The organism is Micromonospora sp. DT228 (assembly GCF_049841595.1).
Classification (GTDB): domain Bacteria; phylum Actinomycetota; class Actinomycetes; order Mycobacteriales; family Micromonosporaceae; genus Micromonospora.
The window spans coordinates 138933-159984 of sequence record NZ_JBNCKO010000010.1 but is presented as its reverse complement, the minus strand read 5'-3'; the positions used below and the strand labels follow the sequence as shown (position 1 = coordinate 159984).

Annotated in this window: 17 protein-coding genes; 7 read left to right on the top strand and 10 right to left on the bottom strand. The window is 65.8% G+C overall.

The features are described from left to right. Positions 1-87 precede the first annotated feature (87 nt). The 5 genes from ACLQ29_RS21260 to ACLQ29_RS21240 all read left to right on the top strand — a co-directional run bounded on the left by ACLQ29_RS21260 (position 88) and on the right by ACLQ29_RS21240 (position 5175). The gene (locus ACLQ29_RS21260) at positions 88-741 is read left to right on the top strand and encodes a hypothetical protein (RefSeq protein WP_425773238.1); all 654 of its coding nucleotides are present in this window, start codon (positions 88-90) and stop codon (positions 739-741) included. A 4-nt stretch (positions 742-745) separates the two neighbouring features. After that, positions 746-1996 (top strand): DUF6357 family protein, encoded by a 1251-nt coding sequence (locus tag ACLQ29_RS21255; protein WP_425773237.1) that lies wholly within the window; start codon positions 746-748, stop codon positions 1994-1996. Positions 1997-2310: 314 nt separating this feature from the next. Further along, entirely contained in the window at positions 2311-2532 is a 222-nt protein-coding gene (locus ACLQ29_RS21250) for a hypothetical protein (RefSeq protein ID WP_425773236.1), read from the top strand. Positions 2533-2539: 7 nt separating this feature from the next. Beyond that, a complete protein-coding gene (locus ACLQ29_RS21245) occupies positions 2540-3097 on the top strand; it encodes a DUF6879 family protein (RefSeq protein WP_425773235.1) in 558 nt (185 codons plus the stop codon). Beyond that, the gene (locus ACLQ29_RS21240; RefSeq protein WP_425773234.1) at positions 3094-5175 is read left to right on the top strand and encodes an ATP-binding protein; all 2082 of its coding nucleotides are present in this window, start codon (positions 3094-3096) and stop codon (positions 5173-5175) included. The genes ACLQ29_RS21245 and ACLQ29_RS21240 overlap by 4 nt, the downstream gene beginning before the upstream one ends. 203 nt (positions 5176-5378) lie before the next feature. Here ACLQ29_RS21240 and ACLQ29_RS21235 read toward each other — a convergent pair whose 3' ends face one another. Together ACLQ29_RS21235 and ACLQ29_RS21230 are read right to left on the bottom strand one after the other, a co-directional pair. Further along, complete coding sequence (locus ACLQ29_RS21235; RefSeq protein WP_425773233.1) at positions 5379-5837, bottom strand: DUF523 domain-containing protein; 459 nt, start codon at positions 5835-5837, stop codon at positions 5379-5381. 40 nt (positions 5838-5877) lie between these two features. After that, positions 5878-6441 carry a TetR/AcrR family transcriptional regulator gene (locus ACLQ29_RS21230; RefSeq protein WP_425773232.1) on the bottom strand — a complete coding sequence of 188 codons (564 nt, stop codon included), beginning with the start codon at positions 6439-6441 and terminating at the stop codon, positions 5878-5880. Between the two features lie 91 nt (positions 6442-6532). On the opposite strand from ACLQ29_RS21230, the gene ACLQ29_RS21225 reads away from it, so the two are divergent. Then, complete coding sequence (locus ACLQ29_RS21225) at positions 6533-7546, top strand: aldo/keto reductase (RefSeq protein WP_425773231.1); 1014 nt, start codon at positions 6533-6535, stop codon at positions 7544-7546. Between the two features lie 201 nt (positions 7547-7747). Then, positions 7748-8539 (top strand): SDR family NAD(P)-dependent oxidoreductase, encoded by a 792-nt coding sequence (locus ACLQ29_RS21220; RefSeq protein WP_425773230.1) that lies wholly within the window; start codon positions 7748-7750, stop codon positions 8537-8539. A gap of 132 nt (positions 8540-8671) precedes the next feature. Here the strand turns inward: ACLQ29_RS21220 and ACLQ29_RS21215 are convergent, their stop codons facing one another. The 8 genes from ACLQ29_RS21215 to treY form a co-directional block, all read right to left on the bottom strand. Further along, a complete protein-coding gene (locus ACLQ29_RS21215) occupies positions 8672-9922 on the bottom strand; it encodes a helix-turn-helix domain-containing protein (protein ID WP_425773229.1) in 1251 nt (416 codons plus the stop codon). Then, positions 9909-10070, bottom strand: coding sequence for a hypothetical protein (locus tag ACLQ29_RS21210; RefSeq protein WP_425773228.1), 162 nt, complete (start codon positions 10068-10070; stop codon positions 9909-9911). Before ACLQ29_RS21210 ends, ACLQ29_RS21215 begins: the two co-directional genes overlap by 14 nt. Positions 10071-10182: 112 nt before the next feature. Beyond that, a complete protein-coding gene (locus ACLQ29_RS21205; protein WP_425773227.1) occupies positions 10183-11373 on the bottom strand; it encodes a helix-turn-helix domain-containing protein in 1191 nt (396 codons plus the stop codon). Positions 11374-11603: 230 nt separating this feature from the next. Next, entirely contained in the window at positions 11604-12794 is a 1191-nt protein-coding gene (locus tag ACLQ29_RS21200) for a helix-turn-helix domain-containing protein (protein ID WP_425773343.1), read from the bottom strand. Between the two features lie 247 nt (positions 12795-13041). Then, entirely contained in the window at positions 13042-13503 is a 462-nt protein-coding gene (locus tag ACLQ29_RS21195) for a hypothetical protein (RefSeq protein ID WP_425773226.1), read from the bottom strand. Positions 13504-13543: 40 nt separating this feature from the next. Further along, positions 13544-16675, bottom strand: coding sequence for an HD domain-containing protein (locus ACLQ29_RS21190; RefSeq protein ID WP_425773225.1), 3132 nt, complete (start codon positions 16673-16675; stop codon positions 13544-13546). A gap of 349 nt (positions 16676-17024) precedes the next feature. Beyond that, entirely contained in the window at positions 17025-18749 is a 1725-nt protein-coding gene (treZ, locus tag ACLQ29_RS21185; protein ID WP_425773224.1) for a malto-oligosyltrehalose trehalohydrolase, read from the bottom strand. Continuing rightward, complete coding sequence (gene treY / locus ACLQ29_RS21180; protein ID WP_425773223.1) at positions 18746-21052, bottom strand: malto-oligosyltrehalose synthase; 2307 nt, start codon at positions 21050-21052, stop codon at positions 18746-18748. The genes treZ and treY overlap by 4 nt, the downstream gene beginning before the upstream one ends.

The window sequence follows — 21052 nt, the reverse complement described above, 5'->3', positions numbered from 1 at the left end:
TCGCCGCCGAACTAGGAACGACCGCGCGGGAGTGTCAGTTCTACCCACTACGCTGGCGGAGCTTTCACACACGAACGAAGGACGCACATGGCCCGCCCCTACAGTCCCGGACCAAAGCTGTTCGTCTTCGCCGCCGGTGACGGCAACGATCAACACGTCTCGGTGGGCGACCCCCAGGAGGCCTACGTGGCGTTCTCCGCGTTCTTCCGGGGTCGAGAGTCGGGCACTTACACCATCAAGGACGAAGCGGCGAAGCAGAGTCTGGTAATCAGGCCCCGCCGGGGTGTGATCTCCCGGACGAAGCATGCGGACCAACCTCGGTCGGAACACCTCCAGGTCGACCGGGGCAACCGCTACCTTCCGAGCGCGATGCTGTTCTTCGAGAACGGATATGCCGGCCTCGACCACTTTGGCCAGTGGTTCGCTGACCTGTCCGACCTCGACGCGTCACCGGAGACCCGGGGTGCCGCCCGCGCCGCCACCTTCACGACGGAAGCGGCGGCCATCGAAGAGTTCGGCCGGATCTGGGCGGATTCCGGCATCGTCGACCCGAGCGACGCGTACTACGTCTTCTTCGACTCGCATGATGTCGACGATGACCGAGCCGAACGAGCCGAACTGCTCCAGTTGATCGAATTCCTCGGCCTCGAACGGGTGAACGCCCCGGCCGAGGCCGCCGGGGGCGAGGTCTGGGTACGCACCGACCCGCGCCTCGAGGTCGAATGTGCACGGTGGTCGTGAACAGATGAGAGACATCGTTTTCACGCGTAGCGGCTGGATCCCGAAGGTGATCCGCGCGGACGGCGAGCTGAGGCTGATGCTCGCCGCCGGGGCCGACGCCAACCATGAGCCCCGCACGTTCACGTTCCCGATCAGGGAAGCCCATCTTGCGGTGATCCGGGACGACCTGGCCAGACACCTGCTCCTGTGGAGTGCGGTCCTTCCGCTGTGCGACGCCGCCGGAACCCGGGGCCAGCTCGACGAGAACGCCGCAGTCGCGCTCCTGGACCCGGTCCTGCTCTCCCCGCCCTCGGACGTCGACGCGCTCTTTCGGCGCATCCGGTGGGACCGGATCCGCCTCGTCGCCCACGGTGCCGACATCGAGCTACTCGATCGCGGTCAGGTCTGCGTGGCGACGCGCGCGGCAACGGAGGTGTCGGACGAGAGGCGTGCTCAGGAGCATCACGCGGACCGCCGTCGCGCCGAGCGCGGAGTAGCCCTCGGGCCACTCGACGCGGCGATTCTGCGCTACACGGGCCAGTATCTGCATGGCGCGACGATTCCACGGCGAAGCCCCGGTGCCGTCGACGCCGCACTGTTGCCCCAGGTCATGCGTGTGATCGCCACTGCCGAGCAGGCGTGCGCAGGGATGCGGATCGGCCTCGATCCGCGGCGGGGAAAACGGGCCACGGACAAGCGCGACTGGGACCGGATGGCGGCGACGGTCGACGCTGCCGTGCGCCGCGCACACCCCGCACTCGTCGACGACGCGGTCCGTACGGTGAGCTTTCTGATGTGCTCGGAGGCCGCGGACCGCGCCAGGAGCACACCTGTGGAAGACGACGAGGAGACGGCCGACGACCTCGGTAGGAGCGCGCGAAAGACGGCCCTGTCGTTCACCGATGACAAGGGCGGCGAGAACAAGTGGGTACGGGAGGGTCCGCGCACCGCCTCCGCCGAGTTCTGGGAGTTCGTCGCCGATCGCTCTGCTGGGAACAACGAGGTGTTCACCATCGAGGACGAGGAGATGGGCGAGGGGATCCAACTGCACTTCTACGCGGACTCCGTCGCCCGGATCACGACGCTGCGACCCGGGGAAGCCCTGTCGGATCCGCAGTACCAGGTCGAGTACAGCCTGGTGGACGGGATCGGCGGCTACCGGCGTCTGGTGAGCGCCTTCGTCCGCGGCGGCTGCGCCGCACTCGAACAGCACGGTCCCTGGATGTCGGATGTCGCCGAGTTCGAGCGCGCGCGTCGTCGGCGCGACGCCCGGTAGTCCCAGAAGGAGCCCACGTGCGCGGCGTCCCGGACACTTGGGCCCGAGGCCGGTGCCGAGGCCAGCGACCGTCAGCGAGTGAGCCCGACAAGCGTCGCCAGTCGCTCCACACCGGCCGGCGCCGGCTGCCCGCGGGCAATATCGGCGATCACGGTACGCGCCAGAGGCCGGCACCGGACCTCGGCCGGCGCGGCGACGCGCCCCCAGTTGCCAAGATCAGATACAAGGTATCGGCTTGTTGGGCAACTACGCTAAGCACTACTCTCCTGACCGACAGCATGTGCCAGCCGTTTGTCTCTGTGATGGAGGTCGCGATGAAGCTGACCAAGCTCTACAAGGATCCTGGCTCGGGTGGCAACGGATGCCCCACGGTCTACCTCGGTGAAAGCGGGGAGCTTGTCGTTCAAGGGAACCTCATTGACGAGGACACCACCGGCGAGCTAGAGAACGTTCTTCCTGGTGAGGGCGCGGTGCGGATTCCCGCCGAGGTCCTGCTCGGTGCCATTGAGCGCTACCGCGAGTCCGAGCAGCGGTGATCGGGCGTTGACCCGGTCGTTCACGTCTCTCGATGACGACGAGTTCAACCAACTGTTTCGCGACTTCCGTTACACGGCTTACCGGCTGGAGACGCTTCAGCGGTATGACGTCTCGTACGAGCAGGACGAGTTCGCGCGCTTTCTGGCGGGTCAGACCCGCGGCGAGTTTCCCGGGATCGCAGCATGGTGCGAGACCGTGCGGGCGGCGGTGTCGGCGGGCAAGCGCATGCACCGGGTCCATGTCGTCGCCGAGCCGCTATCCGATTATGTGCGGTTCGAGTGTGGGTGGGCTTACGAGCACACGGTCGAGGCGGGTGAGGACGTCCGCCTCATCGTGGTCCCCGGCGATGACTGGCCGGTCGTGTTGCCGCACTACGACTACTGGTTGTTCGACTCGGCGCGGCTGGTGGCCATGTACTACGACGAGGGTGGGCACTTCGTCTCCGGAGAGTTGATCAGCGAGCCGGAGCAAATCGTGCAGGCCAATCTGTGGCGTGATGCGGCCGTCTCAGCTTCGGTCCCCTATCGGAAGATCGCAGACCAGCTCCAGATCAACGCCCCATGACCCGCCGCTCGCCGCCGGGGCGAGAACGTGAAGGACTCAAGCCGCCGCGTCAACTCCCCCTCGACGCCACCCGCTTCGTCAACCGCAAGCAGACCCTCACCCGGCTGGACGCGGCGCTGCCGACCGACGACGGACCCATAGCTGCGGGCCTTCGGCCAATGACGGTGGCCACCATCGCGGGCGCACCTGGTGTGGGCAAGACAGCGCTGGCTGTCCATTGGGCTCACCGCGTACGCCGGTGGTTCACCGACGGCGATCTTTACGTCGATATGCGCGGCTACGGCCCTGGGCCAGTCCTCGACGTTGGCCAGGCGCTGGACACGTTCCTGCGCGCCCTGCACGTGCCGGCGGAGCAGATCCCCACGGACACTGACGGACGTGCCGCCCTCTTCAGGTCCGTACTGAACGGCAAGCGCGTCCTGATCGTGGTGGACAATGTGTCAACCGTTGGCCAGGTCCGGCCACTACTCCCGGCCACGCCGACCTGCATGGCGATTGTGACCAGCCGCAGCCGACTGTCCGGTCTCGTGGCACGGGAAGGAGCATCGCGGATGACTCTGGACGTCCTGACTTCCGAAGAAGCGATAGCGCTGCTCAGCGATAGCATCGGCGGGGGACGCGTCAGCGCTGAGCCGCAGGAGGCCGCTGAACTTGCTCGCCGCTGCGCCTACCTCCCCCTTGCCCTGCGAATCATCGGGGAGCGCATCGCCAACTCTCCCCATGTCACCCTCGCCGAGTTCGTGGCAGACCTCGCCCTGGCCGAGCATCAGCTCGACGCCCTCGCGGTCGACGGTGACGAACTCTCCGACGTACGGGCGGTGTTCTCCTGGTCCTACCAGACGCTGCCCGACGACACGGCACGGTTCTTTCGACTACTGGGGTTACACGCAGGCTCCGACATCTCGGTGGCAGCGGCGGCAGCCCTCACTGGCGTGGGTCTGGCCCGAGCCCGCAATCTGCTTGACCAGCTCACCGCTGCGCACCTCGTGCAGAACTCGAGCCGCGACCGATACCTCTTCCACGACCTTCTCCGCGCCTACGCGCTGGAGCGAGCACAGGCTGAGGAGACGCCCGCGCAGCAGCGCCAATCGCGACGCCGCGTCTACTCCTGGTATCTGCGGATGGCCGAAGAAGGCCGCAAGGCTATTCTCCCGCACTCGCATGCCGTCGCTCTGCCCGCAGGCGAAACCGGCGTCGCCCTCGCTCCTCCGCGCTCGGTGACCGAGGCGATGGCATGGTTCGAGCGGGAGCGGCTGAACCTTCTGGACACCGTTCGGCAGGCCGACGATCTGGGAGAACTCGACATCGCCTGGCAGCTGCCGGTGGTAAGCGATGGCTTCTTCGAGCTCAAGTCTTACTGGGCCGACTGGCGCGACATCCACCTCACCGGCCTACGTGCGGCGCGCTCCGCCGGATCGCGCCTCGGCGAGGCTGCCAACCTCCGCTGCCTGGGCGACGCCTACTGGCGCATGGGGCAGCGCGAGACCGCGCTCGACTGCTATCACCGAGGCGTCGCCGCGAGCCGTGAAGTCGACGACCACTGGGTGGAAGGTTTTTGCCTGCGTGGACTCGGCCTCATCCACGAGGAGCTTGGGCAGACGGACGAGGCCATGAGCCTCTACGGCCAGGCGAGAGAGGTCTTTCGCTCCCATGGCATCACCCGTGGCGAGGGCATGTCGTTGCTCAGCCTCGGCAACGGGCACCGCGCACGCGGAGACCTCGACACGGCGATTGCTTACTACCAGCAAGCCGTTGCCATCCTCGGCAGCATCGACGATCACTGGAGCGTCGCCTGGGCCTCCTATCCCCTCGGCTTGGCGTATCAACAGGTCGGCCGGCTCGACCAGGCCCTGGAGCGGCACACGCATGCCCTGGAGCTGTTCCGCAGGTTCGACGACCGCCGCTGCGAAGGGCTCACGTTGGCAGCCCTCGGCGACACTCACCATGCCGCCGACCAGCACGAAGACGCGCAACGCTGCTGGCAGCAGGCACTACAGATCCTCGATCCCCTCGGAGATCCCCATGCCGGTGCAGTTCGCAGCCTTCTCACGGGGATCGGCAGCGGCGAGAGCATCTAGTCGCGACTCCCCGGCCGCCGAACAATCGCCACGTCTCATCGCTATTCCATCGCTCCTGGGCCTGCGAGTCCACTGCAGAGGTCTTGCCTTGCTCCAGTGCGCCACGCCGTGGCTGTGGCCGACTTACCGACCGCTGACGGCGGTGGCGCTCGTTACGCGGTGCGGCGCTCCGACTTCTCCAATTTGGCGAGCATCGCCGCGGCCTACGCAAGCTGTCCTTCATGGAACACCGGTTTGCCGTGACGTAGCAGTTCCTCCGCCGCGACTCCCCGTCCGGGGACGGTTCGGCCGGTGAACGAGCCGTCATAGATCACGCTGCTGCCGCAGGTTGGGCTGCCGTCGACAAGGATCGCGAGCGCGACGCCTGCCTCCACCGCTCGATCCAGTGCTCGTCGAGCGGCGAGCCGAAACAGCTCGGTCACGTCCGCGCCGGTGGCTTCCTCCACCCGCGCGGAACCCGCGAGAACGTCCCCCGCGGTCCCGCCCACTATCTCGGCGGGCGGGCGGGGAACGGGAAATCCGACCGCGACCTCCGGGCAGAACCGCACGAGGCGTCCTTCGGCCACCCAGCGGTCCCAGATCAGCGAGTTCACCGGCACGTATGTCGCGTTGTACCGCAGCGCCCGCCCCTGCAAGCACCCGCTGACAAGCACCTTCAGCACGAGCCGAACCGTAGCACCGGGCCGACAGGACCAACCGCGTCTACGCGGGGGGCGCGAGCGGGCGCAGGCCGTCGAACAGAACGGCAAGGGCCCGGTCGACGACGGGGCCGGCGTAGTCGCCGGTTTCCGCCGCCATGCTGGCGCCCCGGAGCAGGGCGAGGATCTCGGGCATGTCGACGTCGGGGCGTACGGCGCCGACGCGTTGGGCCTCGCGCAGCAGGTCCGCCAACGCTTCGCGCATCCGCGTACGCTGGTCTGCCTGCTCTGCCTTGACGTCGATTCCGGCGCTGCGCAACGCGTCCGTCAGGGTCTTCTTGCCCGCCGCGTCCGCGACGACCTGGGCGAAGAACCTGAAGAACCCGGTCTCTGGCTCCGCGGCCGCGCGCAACCGGGCGGCCTCGTCGAGCAGCAGGTCCACCCGCGCCGAGACGATCGCCGCGTAGAGGGCTTCCTTCGTGGCGAAGTGCCGGTAGACGGTGCCGACACCCACTCCGGCTCGGCGTGCGATCTCGTCCATGCGGGCGGTCAATCCCTGCTCGCCGAGCACGATCTCGGCCGCCGCGAGCACCTTCGCGCGGTTGCGCGCCGCATCCGAACGGATCATGCCGGCCTCCTCCGATCGAACACCCTTGACGAGCGGAATCCAGGTTCCGTATCTTCAAGCGGAATGTTGATTCCGATTGTACGGGGACGCCATGCGGTACGCGACACTGGGCCGATCCGGCCTCCACGTCTCCCGGGCCTGCCTGGGCACGATGAACTTCGGCACCGACCCGCAGGCACCGACGCCGGACACCGAGGCACGACGCGTCATCGGCGAGTTCCTCGATGCCGGCCACACCTTCGTCGACACCGCGGACACCTACCGAGGTGGCACCAGCGAAGAGGTCGTCGGCCGCGCCATCGCCCACCGCCGCGCCGAGGTCGTCCTCGCCACCAAGGGGGCGGCACCGCAGGGTGCCGGACCCAACAACCGGGGCCTGTCCCGGGCCCACCTGACGCGCGCCCTGGAAGCGAGCCTGCGCCGACTGGGCACCGACTACGTCGACCTCTATCAGTGCCACGTGCCCGACCCGGACACCCCGATCGACGAAACCATGGCAGCGCTCGACGACTTCGTACGCTCCGGCAAGGTCCGCTACGTCGGCTGCTCCAACTTCACCGCCGCCGGAATCGTCAACGCCCAATGGGCGGCGCACCGCGTCGGCGGCACGCCCTTCATCAGCCTGCAAGCCAACTACTCGCTGATCATGCGCGCCATCGAGGCCGAGATCGTGCCCACCTGCCAGCACCACGGGCTCGGCGTCCTCGCCTACAGCCCGCTCGGCAGCGGTCTGCTCGCCGGGCGATACCAGCGCGACACCGCGCCGGCCGCCGGATCCCGACTCGCCGAATGGGCGGCCATGCCCAGCCCGATGGCACGCGCGTTCGTGACAGGTCTCCTCGCCGAGCGGCATTTCGACATCGTCGACGACGTCACCGCCGTCGCCGCCGAACTGGGAACGACCCCGTCGACCGTAGCGCTCGCCTGGCTCGGCAGCCGGCCCGAGATCACCTCGGTGGTCCTCGGCCCCCGCTCCGCCGATCAGCTGAGCGCCAACCTCGCCGGCCTCGCGTTCGAGCTGCCGGACAGCGTCTCCACCCGGCTGGACGCGGCAAGCCGGTGCACCATCAGCCCTCCGGTCAACGGCCAGCACCACACCGCCTGATCCAGCGACGAGCCGCCCGCGCAGTCCTCGCAGTTAGATCAGTCGGCCGTTGCCGCAGGTACCAACATTCCGGCCACACCAGCGTCGGCCACTGACGCAATGCTCATCAGATGCTGATCGGTCTGCGGCAAGGTCGAGGGGAACACCTGCCGACGTCCGGCAGGTGCGCCGACCGGCGATCACTCACGAGGAGAACAGCACGTGGACCTGCAGCTCAGCGGCAAGACCGCATTCATCAGCGGATCCAGTCAAGGCATCGGCTACGCGACCGCGAAGGCCCTGGCCGGCGAGGGTGTCAACGTGGTCCTCAACGGCCGCGACCCGGCAAAGCTGGCCGAGGCCGTCGACGTGTTGCGTCGGGAGGCGCCCGGCGTATCCGTCACCGGCATCCCAGCCGACTTCGCGGTTGCCGACGACGTCGACAGGCTGTGCGACGAACTGCCCGCCATTGACATTCTCGTCAACAACGTCGGGCTCTTCGAACTCAAACCCTTCGACCTCATTTCCGACGAGGAGTGGCGGCGCTACTTCGAGGTGAACGTACTCAGCGGGGTCCGGCTCGCGCGGCACCTGATGCCGGCGATGCTCGATCGGGGCTGGGGCCGGATCGTGTTCGTGAGCAGTGAGTCGGGCGTCAACATTCCCGCCGACATGATTCACTACGGCACGACCAAGACGGCGATGCTCGCAGTGGGCAACGGGCTGGCGAAGCTGACGAAGGGCACCGCGGTGACCGTCAACTCGGTGCTGGGCGGCCCCACCTATTCCACCGGCGTCGCCGAAACGGTCAGGTCGCTCGCCGATGCCCAATCCCTCCTTGAGGACGACCTGAAAGTCGCGATCATCGGCGCCAACCAGACCTCGCTCCTGGGACGCTTCATCGAACCGAGCGAGATCGCGAACACCGTGACCTTCCTCGCCAGTCCCGTAGCGTCCGCGATCAACGGATCGGCGGTACGCGTCGACGGAGGTGTGCTGACAACGGTTCTGTGAGTCCGCGTCGCCAGTCGAGCAGGCCCCGGGTTGCGGTCCTGACCGCCATTCCGGGCACCGGGGTCAGCACCGCCCATCCTGACGCCCCGGCGTCTCCACGCACCATCGCCTTGGGCCGGAGCAGCCGGCCGGTCAGCGGGTGAGCCCGACCAGCGTCGCCAGTCGCGCCACGCCGGCCGGTGCCGGCTGCGCACGGGCAACCTCGGCGATCACGGTACGCGCCAACGGCCGGCACCGAACCTCAGCCGGCGCGACACTGTCCGCGTCCACCAGGGCGCGGGCAGCGCCGCGCAGGTCACCCACCTGGAGGTACGCCCGCGCGACGTCCACCAGGTACGCGCCCCGATACTCGACCGGCAACCGCCGCCACGCCTCCCGCCGCACCACGGCAGAGTGCCACCGCAGCGCCTCGACGGCATCACCCCGCGACGCTGCCACCAACACCCGAGCCAGCTCGACAACGACCGGCCCGAAGCTGGTGTGGTGCGTGTCGTCGTACCCCCGAAGGTGTGCGGCAACGCCCGCGGCCCGGTCGGTCAGCTCCCCGGCGCGGTGGTGGTCGCCGCTGCCGGCAGCGGCAAGACCGGCCTGCACCAACAACGTCCCACCCACAACCCACTCCCCCACACCCCTACCCTCGCCCTCGCCCCTACCCTCGCCCCGGTGATCATGAGGTTGACGGGCACTTTGATCTCCACGAAGCCCGCCAACCTCATGATCACCGGGGCGGGACGGGGGTGGGAGGATGCGGTTTGCCGCATTTAGGGTTGCTGTTAGGGCGAGACGGTCGCGGTTTGACGCGCGGAGCGCTTGGGCTACCGAGATGGCTGCTGTTGCCGCCAGGATCTGGTTGTCTCCGGCGGCGGACATCGCGCGGTCGGCCGCCAGCCAGGCCAGGTCGGCCTCGCCGAGCTTGACCAGCAGTGACGAGGTGATCCGGTACGCCGGCACCAGCACCTCCGCCGACCGCACGCCCTGGACGGCGTCCAGCAGACCCGGCAACACCCGCACCAACTGCCCGTAGTGTGCGTGCTGGTAGGTCAACCAGGCGTACCCGATCTGCCTTCGCAGCTCCTCCGGCGTCTGCGCCGGGGCCTGCGGGATGTCGTAGCGGGCGAGCGCGGCGCGGATGTCGTCCACCCCGTCCGGCGTGCCCGCCGGAGTGCTCGGCTGCTGACCGAGCAGCACCTCCGGATCGACCCGCAGGACGTGGGCGAGTTCCTGGATCACCGAGTACCGGTCCAGGGCGCGCACACCCCGCTCCACCTTGTCCACCCAGCTCTTCGACCTCCGCAGCCGGTCGGCGAGCATCTGCTGCGTCATCGACCGCCGCACCCGCCAGCGGGCGACCCGGCGACCGATCGGGAGGTCATCGTTGGTCACGCCGCCACCGCCGGTCCGGGACCGCGCGGGTCGTGTCGTCCACGGGTACGCGGTCCGCCTCGGCCTGGGCGAGGAGGCGCTGTTTGGCAGCCTCCCGCTCGGCCGCCTCACCCTTGTTCTTCGGAGCGTTGTCGTCCTGCCCGCTCATCCCCGCCTCCTCCGTCATAGTTCCGGGAGGCTCGCCGCCCTCCCAGGCCAGGACGCGGTCACGTCCCAAACCGGACACTAGGGCGGATTGGTGATGCGGTGATTACTGCCAGTTATGCGGCCAGGTTGATGCCGATGCGGCCGGCGAGCAGGCGCAGATCGTCGGGGATGGCTCGGCGCTGGGCACGGTGGGCAAGGGTCACCACGGCGTCGCGGGCGAGCGGGTTGATGGCGAACGGGATCGGCGCGGCCTGCTCGGCCCGGATGAACGCTGCGAGGGCCTCGGAGTCCCGGCGACCGCCGTCCGCAAGCGCTCGCCCAATGTCGAGCCAGTACGACAGTTGGCGATTCGATGCCTTGAGCACCTGCGGGCGGATCGTCCGGGACAGCTCGATTATCTTGCCGTACTCGCCCTGCTCAGCAGCGATGGACATCTTCCAGAGCCCCACATTGGTTGGCCCGAAGCAGCAGCCGTTGAAGCCGCCGCCGTCGGCCGGATCTCCCAGACTCACCGCCTCACGTGCGGCCTCGGCGAGGTGGTCGCGGGCAACGTCCGGGCGAGCGTCCACGGTCGAGGCCAGCGCTGCCATGAGGTGAAGTTGGCCAAGCATCTGCCGTACCCGGGCGTCGGAGGCGTCTCCCTGTAGCTCCGCCAGCGAGCGGTTACTGACTCTGGCTGCCAGGCGCGCGGACTCGATCGGCAGGCTCTGCGCGTAGATGAAGCGAGATGCGCCAATCCACGCTCGATCTTCGACGTCCTCGGCAGCCGATACGGATATCCGGGAGGCGTTGAGGGCCAGGTGGCGATAGCCGAGGTGCCGGAGGCAGGTGGAGGCCAGGTAGGCGACCTGAGCGAGCGCGGTGCCGCCCACGGCAGCGGCTTCCACCAACAGGCTCGAGAGCATCCGGGCCATGGCCGGGTAGTTGCACGAATTGCGGAGCTGATCGGCGCGGTCGATCTCGGCGGTTAGTAGCTCCGCCGTGTAGGTCGACGGGCGGCGCTCGCCGTCCTCGATCTCGATCAGGGCCGACCAGACTGCCGGCACGCACTCGGCGGCGCTCTCGCGGGCCGGATCGCCAGACTCGGTGCCCTGGCCGAGCAGGTCGGCCACCGTGACCTGAAGTGCGGCAGCGAGGGTGACCAGAGTGGACCGGCGGTCGATCGGTTTTCGGCCCGACTCGACCTGCGATACGTAGGACTGGGTGACGCCAGCGAGCCCGGCGAGGACAGTCTGCGTCATGCCGCCACGTCGCATTCGCCAGTACCGGATCCTGGCCCCGATGGTGTCCGGCTTCGTCGCCATGCCTACTCCCGGTTAGAGGACCGAACTGGCATTGAACCCGCTATCCCCGCTCGGTTGGACGCTACACCCGCAGAGCAGCGCATCGGTGACGCTGAGTGCCATGGTGTGCCCCTGCCTCTCAGCCATTCTCGGGTGATGCCGAAGGCCACACCGCGTCAGACCTCATCAGCCGGCGCGCAGCTCCCAATCGGGATGCAGGGCTGAACGGTCGAGCGTGCGCCAACTTCCCGTTATGCGGCCAGGTTGATGCCGATACGGCCGGCGAGCAAGCGCAGCTCGTCGGGGATGGCCCGGCGCTGGGCGCGGTGCGCCAGCGTCACCACGGCATCGCGGGCAAGGGGGTTGATGGCGAACGGGATCGGCGCAGCCTGCTCGGCACGTACGAAGGCGGCGAGGGCCTCGACGTCTCGGCGACCGCCATCCGCCAGGGCGCGGCCGAGGTCGAGCCAGTAGGACTGCTGGCGGATCGACGCTGCGAGCACCTGCGGTCGGACCGTTCGAGACAGCTCGATGACCCGGCCGGACTCGCCCTGCTCGGCGGCGATAGACATTTTCCACAGCCCGACGTTGGTTGGTCCGAACCCACAGCCGTTGAACCCCGCGCCGTCGACCGGATCCCCGAGCGTTGCCGCCTCGCGAGTTGCCTCGGCCAGGTGATCGCGAGCTACGTCCAATCGGCCGCTGACCGTCGACGTCAACGCGGCCGAGAGGTGGAGTTGTCCGAGCATCTGTCGCACCCGCTCGTCGGCGGCGTCGGCTTGCAGCTCGGTCAGTGACCGGTTGGCGGCACGGGCCGCGACCGATCCGGACTCGATTGGCAGGCTCTGCGCATAGGCGAAGCGGGCGGCTGCGATCCATGCCGGGTCTTCGGTGTCTTCGGCGACCGCCCCGGCGAGCCGGGCGGCGTTGAGGGCCAGGTGGCGGTAGCCGAGATTCCGCAGGCAGGTGGCCGCTTGGTAGGCGACCTGGACGAGCACGGTGCCGCCCACGGCGGCGGCTTCGAGCAGGAGGGTGGGCAGCATACGAGCCATCGCCGGGTAGTTGCAGGAGGTGCGAAGCTGCTCGGCGCGGGCAATCTCGGCCGCCAGTTGATCCACGGTGTAGGTCGACGGGCGACGCTCGCCGTCCTCGATCTCGATCAGGGCCGACCAGATCGCCGGCACGCATTCGGCAGCGCTCTCGCGGGCCGGATGGCCGGACTCGGTGCCCTGGCCGAGTAGGTCGGCCACGGTGACCTGGAGTGCGGCAGCGAGAGCTACCAGGGTGGAGCGGCGGTCGATCGGCTTTCGGCCGGACTCAACCTGCGACACGTAGGACTGGGTGACCCCAGCGAGCCCCGCGAGGACGGCCTGAGTCATGCCTCCTCGGCGCATCCGCCAGTACCGAATCCTGGCCCCGATGGTGTCTGGCCTACTGACCATCCTACGATCACTCCTATACAAACTGGGATTGCGGCGAATTGCATCAATTCCCAGCAGACCACGCAGAACTCGTGCAGCAACAGCACGGACGCTGGGTGGACCTCAATCGGGAAGGCGCCATCGCGCCAAGCCGGTGTGAACTCGTCTGTTCCAGCACGCGACGCCGAATTCACGCACCCAACTGGTCAACGTAGTCGGAATAGCTCACCGTGAGCGACACCACGCAACGCTGACAGTCGCCGAGCGATCAATGCATGTTTGGAACGGCAAAGTGAAACACCAGAACCCAGACGGCCATCGTCGACACAATTATGAAGCCTATGATATAGGTCTCATGCCATCGAACGAAATTTTTAAGACGTGGAGGGTCACGAAAACCTGGGCCTATCAAATTATCAGTTAATGCACACTCTTCCTTACGATAGTCAAGCCAGGAGAAGATGCTAGAGAGCACTAGTAGGATCGTAAATGACGCCACTATAGTCAACAGGCAGACGAGGCCGACAAGTCCCGAATGAGCCACAGCAGCGTCAATGCCCCACTTTCGGTAGCCGACGAAGAGCGCCAGCCCGGCGCCAAGTATTCCCGTAGCGAGTGATTGGTAGACAGCCAGGAAGCGATGAACATTTTCATTGGTTGAATTTAGCTGTTGCAGTATGTACTTGTAACGCTCTACGTGAAGCTCCGAAAGCATCTGCTCGCTTTTCACGAACCTCCCCCAAAACTATAAGACAAATGCATTCCACCCCTTACTCACTCCCTGAACTTGTATATCTGCGGTCCCAGACCAAAACGTTCAACGTGTTCGGCTGCACCGCCTCAACCGCAGCCCGCATAGACGCTTCATCGAGGAACGGCGACAAGTAGCGCGAACAGGCTAAAGTGAGACGATTCTTCATTGTCAATTCGCTGGAAACCTGCTCCGGGAGATAGGCTCGATTGCTCCGATTATAGTAGTGTCGGGCAATTCGACCAATCATCCAAAGTCTTTCGAATTCGGAAATATTGGCTTCGGACGATCGAATCGAAAGAAGCGGATTGTCATGTGTAAGCAGAAGATCACGTCCCACTTCAATCGCGAAGATATTTTCGTGACCGACCTTGAAATCGACTGATTCAGTGGGCACCAAAACAGTAAAGGAAAAGCCGCTGCGAGTCCTCCTGTACGCGCCAGCAAATTCCTTGATCGCTTGCACGGCTCCAGCCGACACCTTCGTATCGTCCTCCGCCCGGATCCAGCGCGAAGGGGCTGCCCGCCGTCGCCAACGAGCTACTACAAACGGAGGATCAACGAAGGTCTCTATGGAGGAAACCTCCCACTGCTTTCGCAAGAGTTGCGAAAGGTAAAGAGAGTCTTCGTGTGCCCCAACGATGGGGAGTTCGGGCATCGGCACGTGGGCGTTGGCCACCAAGTCCAATATGGCCTTGATAGTCACGTTGGTTTGCACTTGCTCCAGAAAGTATCCCAAATGGCGGGTTATCGGGCCCTGCACAGTCCCGATTTCATCGAGATGCTTTAGATCGTTAAGCGATTGAAGTTGCCGACCTACCCCGTCTTCCACCAAGAAGCAGGGAACATTGCTAATCGCTTGATCGAGAAGGGTACGAGACTCGACACGAGCGTACGGACTACGATCATCGAGGGGACCAAGAAGGTATTGCACTTCACGTGCCGCCCTGGATAAGGAGAAATTCCGGATCTGACTAAGTTCGTTCAGCTCGGAGGCAACTTCACGTGCGTACGCCTCATAGATTTTCTTCAGGAGAGATCGATACTCGGGCGTTCTTTCCAAATTAGAACGTGCCACATTAGTCTTAGGAGAGCCTGACCCGGTTGCGTTCAATACCGCAATTACGCCTGACTCGCTTTGGAAACCTGGAGAAAGATTCGTCACTCTTATGCCTTCGACACAGACGCCAATCATATCTGCGGAGGGGTCAATCTCGCTCTCGTCAACATCCTCGTCAAATAGCTGCTGCGACGACTTGGTTTCACCCAGCTGCCACTCTTGGTTCCAGCCGTCCCAGGATGTGGCGTAAGCGATTTCGAAACCATCCTCGACGCAAACGTTCACCTTCCATTTGGCCGGCTTTCCACTGCTCTCTGCGATAATGGACCGTCCACCACGTACAAGAGAATCCTCCAAAGCGGCGCGAGGACTATCGTAGCCAATCCGTATCGTTGACTCATCGGTCACATACTCAATCTTGCACCGCGGAACCACCAACCAATGCTTGAGGATCGCTTCCACGTCCCCTAATCCGGCACTGGGTCTAATCTTCAGCCGAACGCAGGTCCCGTGGTTCCGGATGTGCTCTGGCACATCGTCGGATTCTTTATTCAGTAGACGTATTAGATAGTCGCCATGAACCGACTCAAGTGTTAGCTCCCTGGCTTCGGCATCCCCCGGGTTCGAAGTGATGACCCGCACATGATCCGCTATCATAAATGCCGACAGAACACCGATACCGAAGCGGCTGATAGGATGAAACCCTGGGTATTGCTTCCTGAAGTCCGGGTCCTGATATCTCGAAGAACCAACTTTGAGGAAGTTGGCCTCAATAATATCTTGAGACATCCCAGTGCCGTTATCCATCACCTCGATTTCAACATGAGGATGGAGATATGAGATTCGCACAGTTGGCTCGAAGCCGGAATCTTTCTCAATTAATTGCTGAAGCCTAACTGCATCAATACTATTTTGCACTAATTCGCGAAGAACAACTTTCGTATCGTTATATAGAGTATGCCCGGTCAACAATTCTAGAATCTTATGCTGATCAATCTCGAATTCAAACTGGCGGGCTATAAAGCCTTCAGCTTCAATATTCTCCGTATCTATGTAGCGCCAAGGGAAGTCGTGGCGCACACCGTGCTGCTTGCGGCTCGCAACAGCCCATGCAAAGGATCTTCTTAATTCTTCTTCAGCATACCGGAGGTACCGGGTTAACCCAAAATAGCCGCGCTCATCTGAGAACGTTGCGTAAATCTCGACAGTATCCCTACTCGCACTCTCGTCTAATGCCCCTTCCCGATTCGTTGCGACCTTCGATCGCACATTCCGGACCGCCTCCTGCTTCGCCCACTCTTCTTGACTTACCGGATTGGAAGGGTTAATAATAAGCGCCGCCACCGAGGGCGTCCGGTCTTCGGTGATATGCAAGAGATCCGTTGTGCGCAACAGTATCGCTGCATATTGGACGTTAGCGGTTTCACCCCCGGTCCGCCCGTACGGGGCACGAACGTCATACTTGCTGACGTTGTTGAGGTCCTCTCGGTGGTGACTCTCGCACACGATTCCGAGATCCCGCACAAAGCTCGGATGGAGCGGCGCCAGCAGTTGACTGAGGGCATCCACTAGCTTCGGATCATATCCCAGAGCGGCGCTAGGGTTACCCGACAACCATGTTTTTATTCGAGTTGGGTGGTTAGCTCGAACGAACTCCTGGTAATGAAATCGCTCTTTTGCTTCGTCCCCTAAGGCGCCCAGCTTTGCCAGATAATCTCTAGAGCTGTCATCCTGTGCCGCCTCAAGGCTTCGGACGTAATCCCCGAACCCGGTTTCTGCTCTTCTGTTGAATTCGTCTGCTGTGACAAGCAACCCGAAGTCATGGAAGTATGTCGCTAGTACGATTAAAAGCCAGTCAGCAGGCGTCATAACATCGCGGGTCGCTGGCGGAACCAACCAGTCACAAATTTCAAGCATACCATCGATATGCGAAATATCATGCTTAGTGTACTCCGAAAATATTCCTAAACGACCAAAATGCTTTAACGCTTCGTCAACTTTTTCTCGTGTTAGATCAAGGCTGAAACCACGGAACGCGTTGAGCTCGGCGGCCTTAAACGCTTCATCCTCTGCCTTGGACTTGAATGGCACGCAGGATCCCTTTCCAGATCGATTGGATAGCTTCGCAGACTATCGCGTTCGAGAAGGTAGGTAAACCTGCAGCAAGGAGAAGCTGCAGACAAGGTGAGACGGATTTCCGACACAAGGCTTGGACGTACCACCGATGGCCACTTGACCGAACAAGACGGTGCCGGTGGTTCACTGGATCCACTTTAGCGGTCTTCAGCGGCCAGGGCTGGACCCGGACTAGGGCAATGCTCAGTGAGCGTCAGCTTGGCGTCAGGTCATCTGCTAATCATTGGATAATGGCGGCGCTTGGTCGGCTGCCAGGCACGCAGTCTCCATGGCCCGCAGCCCTTTGGTGGAAAGTGGGAAGTCGTCAGAGCGCCACGATCGCCGCAGTCTCCGCAGGCAACTGGATCCGGTCCCGCATCACCGTGACCCCCTCCCCCGTAGCCAGCAACACCCGCCGAGCCACCCCGGGCAGCGACACCCCCTGCCCCCGCCCAGCGAGGTTCGCGACAACAAGCGTGTCCCCCCGCCGCATCACCAAAAACTGGTCCCCATGCTGCACAGAAACCTCCTGCAACCGAGGATCCGAAAGATCAGGGCACGACCGCCGCAGCCCAATCAACCGCTGGTAAAACGCCAGCATCGAAGCATGCTCAGGCTTGTCCAGCTCCGCCCAGTCCAACCGCGACCGCGTGAACGTCTCCGGGTCCTGCGGGTCCGGCACGTCCCCCTCCGGCCACCCGTGCGACGCGAACTCCCGCCGCCGCCCGCTACGCACCGCAGACGCCAACTCCGGCTCCGGATGCGACGTGAAGAACTGCCAAGGCGTAGAAGCAGCCCACTCCTCCCCCATGAACAACATCGGAGTAAACGGAGCAGTCAGCAGCAACGTAGCCCCGACCCGCAGCAGCGAAGGCGACAAGGAGGCAGAGATCCGATCCCCGGTAGCCCGGTTCCCGATCTGGTCGTGGTTCTGCAAGTACGCCACGAACCGGTGCCCAGGAACCCGAGGATCAACAGGCCGCCCGTGGTGCCGGTTGCGGAAGCTCGACCAGGTCCCCGCGTGGAAGAACCCGCCGGTCAGCACATCAGACAGCGTCTCCAAAGAGCCGAAGTCCCCGTAGTAGCCCTGCCGCTCCCCCGTCAGCAACGTGTGCAGCGCGTGGTGCGCGTCGTCGTTCCACTGGGCGTGCAGCCCGAACCCACCCGCCTCGCGCGGGGTGATGAGCCGCGGGTCGTTGAGGTCGGACTCGGCGATCAGCGACAGCGGCCGCCCCACGTGCGTCGACAGCGACTCGACGGCAATCGCCAGCTCTTCCAGGATGGGCACCGCCCGCGAGTCGTGCAGGGCGTGCACGGCGTCCAGGCGCAGACCGTCGACGTGGTAGTCGCGCAGCCACATGAGCACGCTGTCGATGATGTAGCGGCGTACCTCGTCGGAGTGCGGGCCGTCCAGGTTGACCGAACGCCCCCAGGCGTTCGAATGCTCCGCGAGGTAGGGCCCGAACTGCGGCGCGTAGGCCCCGGAGGGCCCGAAATGGTTGTAGACGACGTCGAGGATCACCCCCAGACCGCGAGAGTGGGCGGCGTCGACGAACCGTTTCAGGCCGTCGGGGCCACCGTAGGGCTGGTGGGGGGCGTACCAGCAGACGCCGTCGTACCCCCAGTTGTGTTCGCCGTTGAAGGCGTTGATCGGGAGCAGCTCGATCAGGTCGACGCCGAGTGACACCAGGTGGTCGAGGCGGTCGATGGCCGCGTCGAAGGTGCCCTCCGGGGTGAAGGTGCCGATGTGCAGCTCGTAGAGGATGCTGCCGGGCAGTTGCCGGCCCGTCCACGAGGTGTCGGACCACGCGAACGCCGAGTGGTCGTAGCGGCGGCTGGGCCCGTGCACACCAGCAGGCTGCCACGGTGACCGGGGGTCGGGCAGCGGGGTTTCGTCGTCGTTCAGCAGAAAGGAGTAGTCGAGGCCGGCGTCGGGCACGTCGACGCGCCACCAGCCGTCGGCGGCGGCGCGCATCTCGTGGTCGGCGTCGCCGGTCAGGCGCAGTCGCACGCGGGTGGCGTCCGGCGCCCACACGGAGAATTCGGTCATGACGCAGCCTCCACGGCAGCGGTGGGAGGGGCCAGCAGTGCGACGGGATAGTCGGACAGAAGGTCGTCCAGAGGGGTCTCCCCGCCACTGTAGACCCGACCGGTGAACAGGTCCTTAACCTCGTTAACGGGGAGCGACAGCGCGGTGTCGCACCAGCCGCCGGCGCGTGCCAGGCCCAGCGGCAGCCGGGTCGCCACGGTGATCGCGCCGCCCCGGTCGAACGCCACCGCGTGCCGGCCCAGCCGCCCGTGCGCCGGCACCGGCCGGTAGCCGGTGAACAGCTCCGGGTGCGCCCGCCGCAGGCGCAGGGTCCGCGACACGACGAGCAGCTTCGCCGCTCCGTCGGTGTCGATCGGGGGACGCCAGCCGCCGTCGAGGCGTGCCAGCAGCTCTCGGCGTACGTCGAAGTCGACCGGGCGGCGATTGTCCGGGTCGACGAGGGAGTTGTCCCACAGCTCGGTGCCCTGGTAGGTGTCCGGGACGCCGGGCATGGTGAGTTGCACGAGTTTCTGCCCGAGGGAGTTGCTCCAGCCGGCCGGGGTGATGGCGGCGGCGAGTTCGGTCAGCTCGTCGTGCAGGCTCGGGTCGTCGTACATCAGGTCGATCAGCGCGTGCATGGCCTGTTCGAAGGCCGGGTCGGGGTCCGCCCAACTGGTCGAGGCCGCGGCCTCCCGGGCGGCCTTCTCGGCGTACGCGTGCAGCCGTTCCCGTTCGATCGGCCACGCGCCGACGGCGGTCTGCCAGAGCAGGTGGGCGAAGGACGGGTCGGGCAGCGGCGCGTACTCCATCCAGGCCTTGACCTGCTCGGCCCAGCGGCCCGGCAGCTCGCTGAGCACGGCGAGGCGGGCCCGGACGTCCTCGCCGCGTTTGGTGTCGTGGGTGGAGACGGTGGTCATGCTCGCGGGCCAACGGACCTGCTGGGCGGCGGCGAAGCGGTGGAACTCCGCCGGCGGCACCCCGAAGTGGGCGGGGCTGTCGCCGACCTCGTTGAGCGCCACGAACCGGGTCCACCGGTAGAACGCGGTGTCCTCCACGCCCTTGGCCATCACCGCGCCGGTGAGCTGCGGGAACCGCTTCGCCAGCTCGTCGTTGGGGTCGCGCAGTCGGCGGGTGACCGCGTCCAGGGCGCCGGCCAGGTCGGGGCGGCGGCGACCGGCCTCGGAGCGGGCGGCGGCGAGGTGCCGGGCGCCGTGCGGCGGGTAGCCCCGGTAGACCTCGAACGCGGCGGCCAGCTCGGCGAGCGCCGCGCGGGCCTGCTCGGTGGGCACCTCGGGGGCGAGCGCGGCCAGCCGGGTCAGCTCGGCGGCGAGCAGCCCGGTGGCGGCGGCCAGCTTGGTGGAGTGGGTCAGGTTCTCCCAGGAGGTGCGGTGCCCGACGAGGTGGGTGTCGAGCACCGTGAAGTCGCCCTCGGCGTCGGTGTCGACGAACAGCCCGCCGACCGCGGCCAGGGCCTCGTAGCCGGTCGTGCCGTCCACCGGCCAGTCCGGCAGCTCCTCGCCGTACTCCAGGATCTTCTCCACCACGAGCCAGGCGTCCGGCGCCGCGGCCCGCAACCGGGCCAGGTAGCCGGCCGGGTCGCGCAGGCCGTCCGGGTGGTCGACGCGGATGCCGTCGACCTCGCCGGCGGATGCCCAGCGCAGGATCAGCTCGTGGGTGGCGGCGAACACCGCCGGGTCCTCCACGCGCAGACCCGCCAGGCCCGCGATGGCGAAGAACCTGCGGTACGTCAGCTCGGCGTCACCCCGACGCCAGGAGACCAGCTCGTAGCGCTGCCGGTCGTGCACCCCCCGCGCGGTGCCGTCGCCGGTGCCGTCGGCGATCGGGAAGCGGTGCTCGTGGTAGCGCAGCTCGTCGTCGACCACCTTGAGGTCGTCCAGGGCGGCCGGGTCGTCGGCCAGCACCGGCAGCAGCAGCCGGCCCCGGTCCCAGTCGATGTCGAACCAGTCGGCGTACGACGAGTCACGCCCCCGGCGCAGCACGTCCCACCAGGGCGGGTTGGCCGGTGGCACGGCGACACCCGCGTGGTTGGGCACGATGTCGACGACCAGGCCGAGGTGCTTGTCCCGCAGCGCGGCCAGCAGTCGTTGCCGGGCGGCCTCACCGCCCAGCTCCGGGTTGACCGCCCGGTGGTCGACCACGTCGTAGCCGTGCTGGGAACCGGGGGTGGCGGCCAGCAGCGGGGCGGTGTAGAGGTGGCTGACGCCGAGGTCGTCCAGGTAGTCGACGATCGCGGCGGTGGCGTCCAGGTCGAAGCCGGGGCGGACCTGGACGCGGTAGGTGGCCTTGGGAGGGGTGGGGGCCAT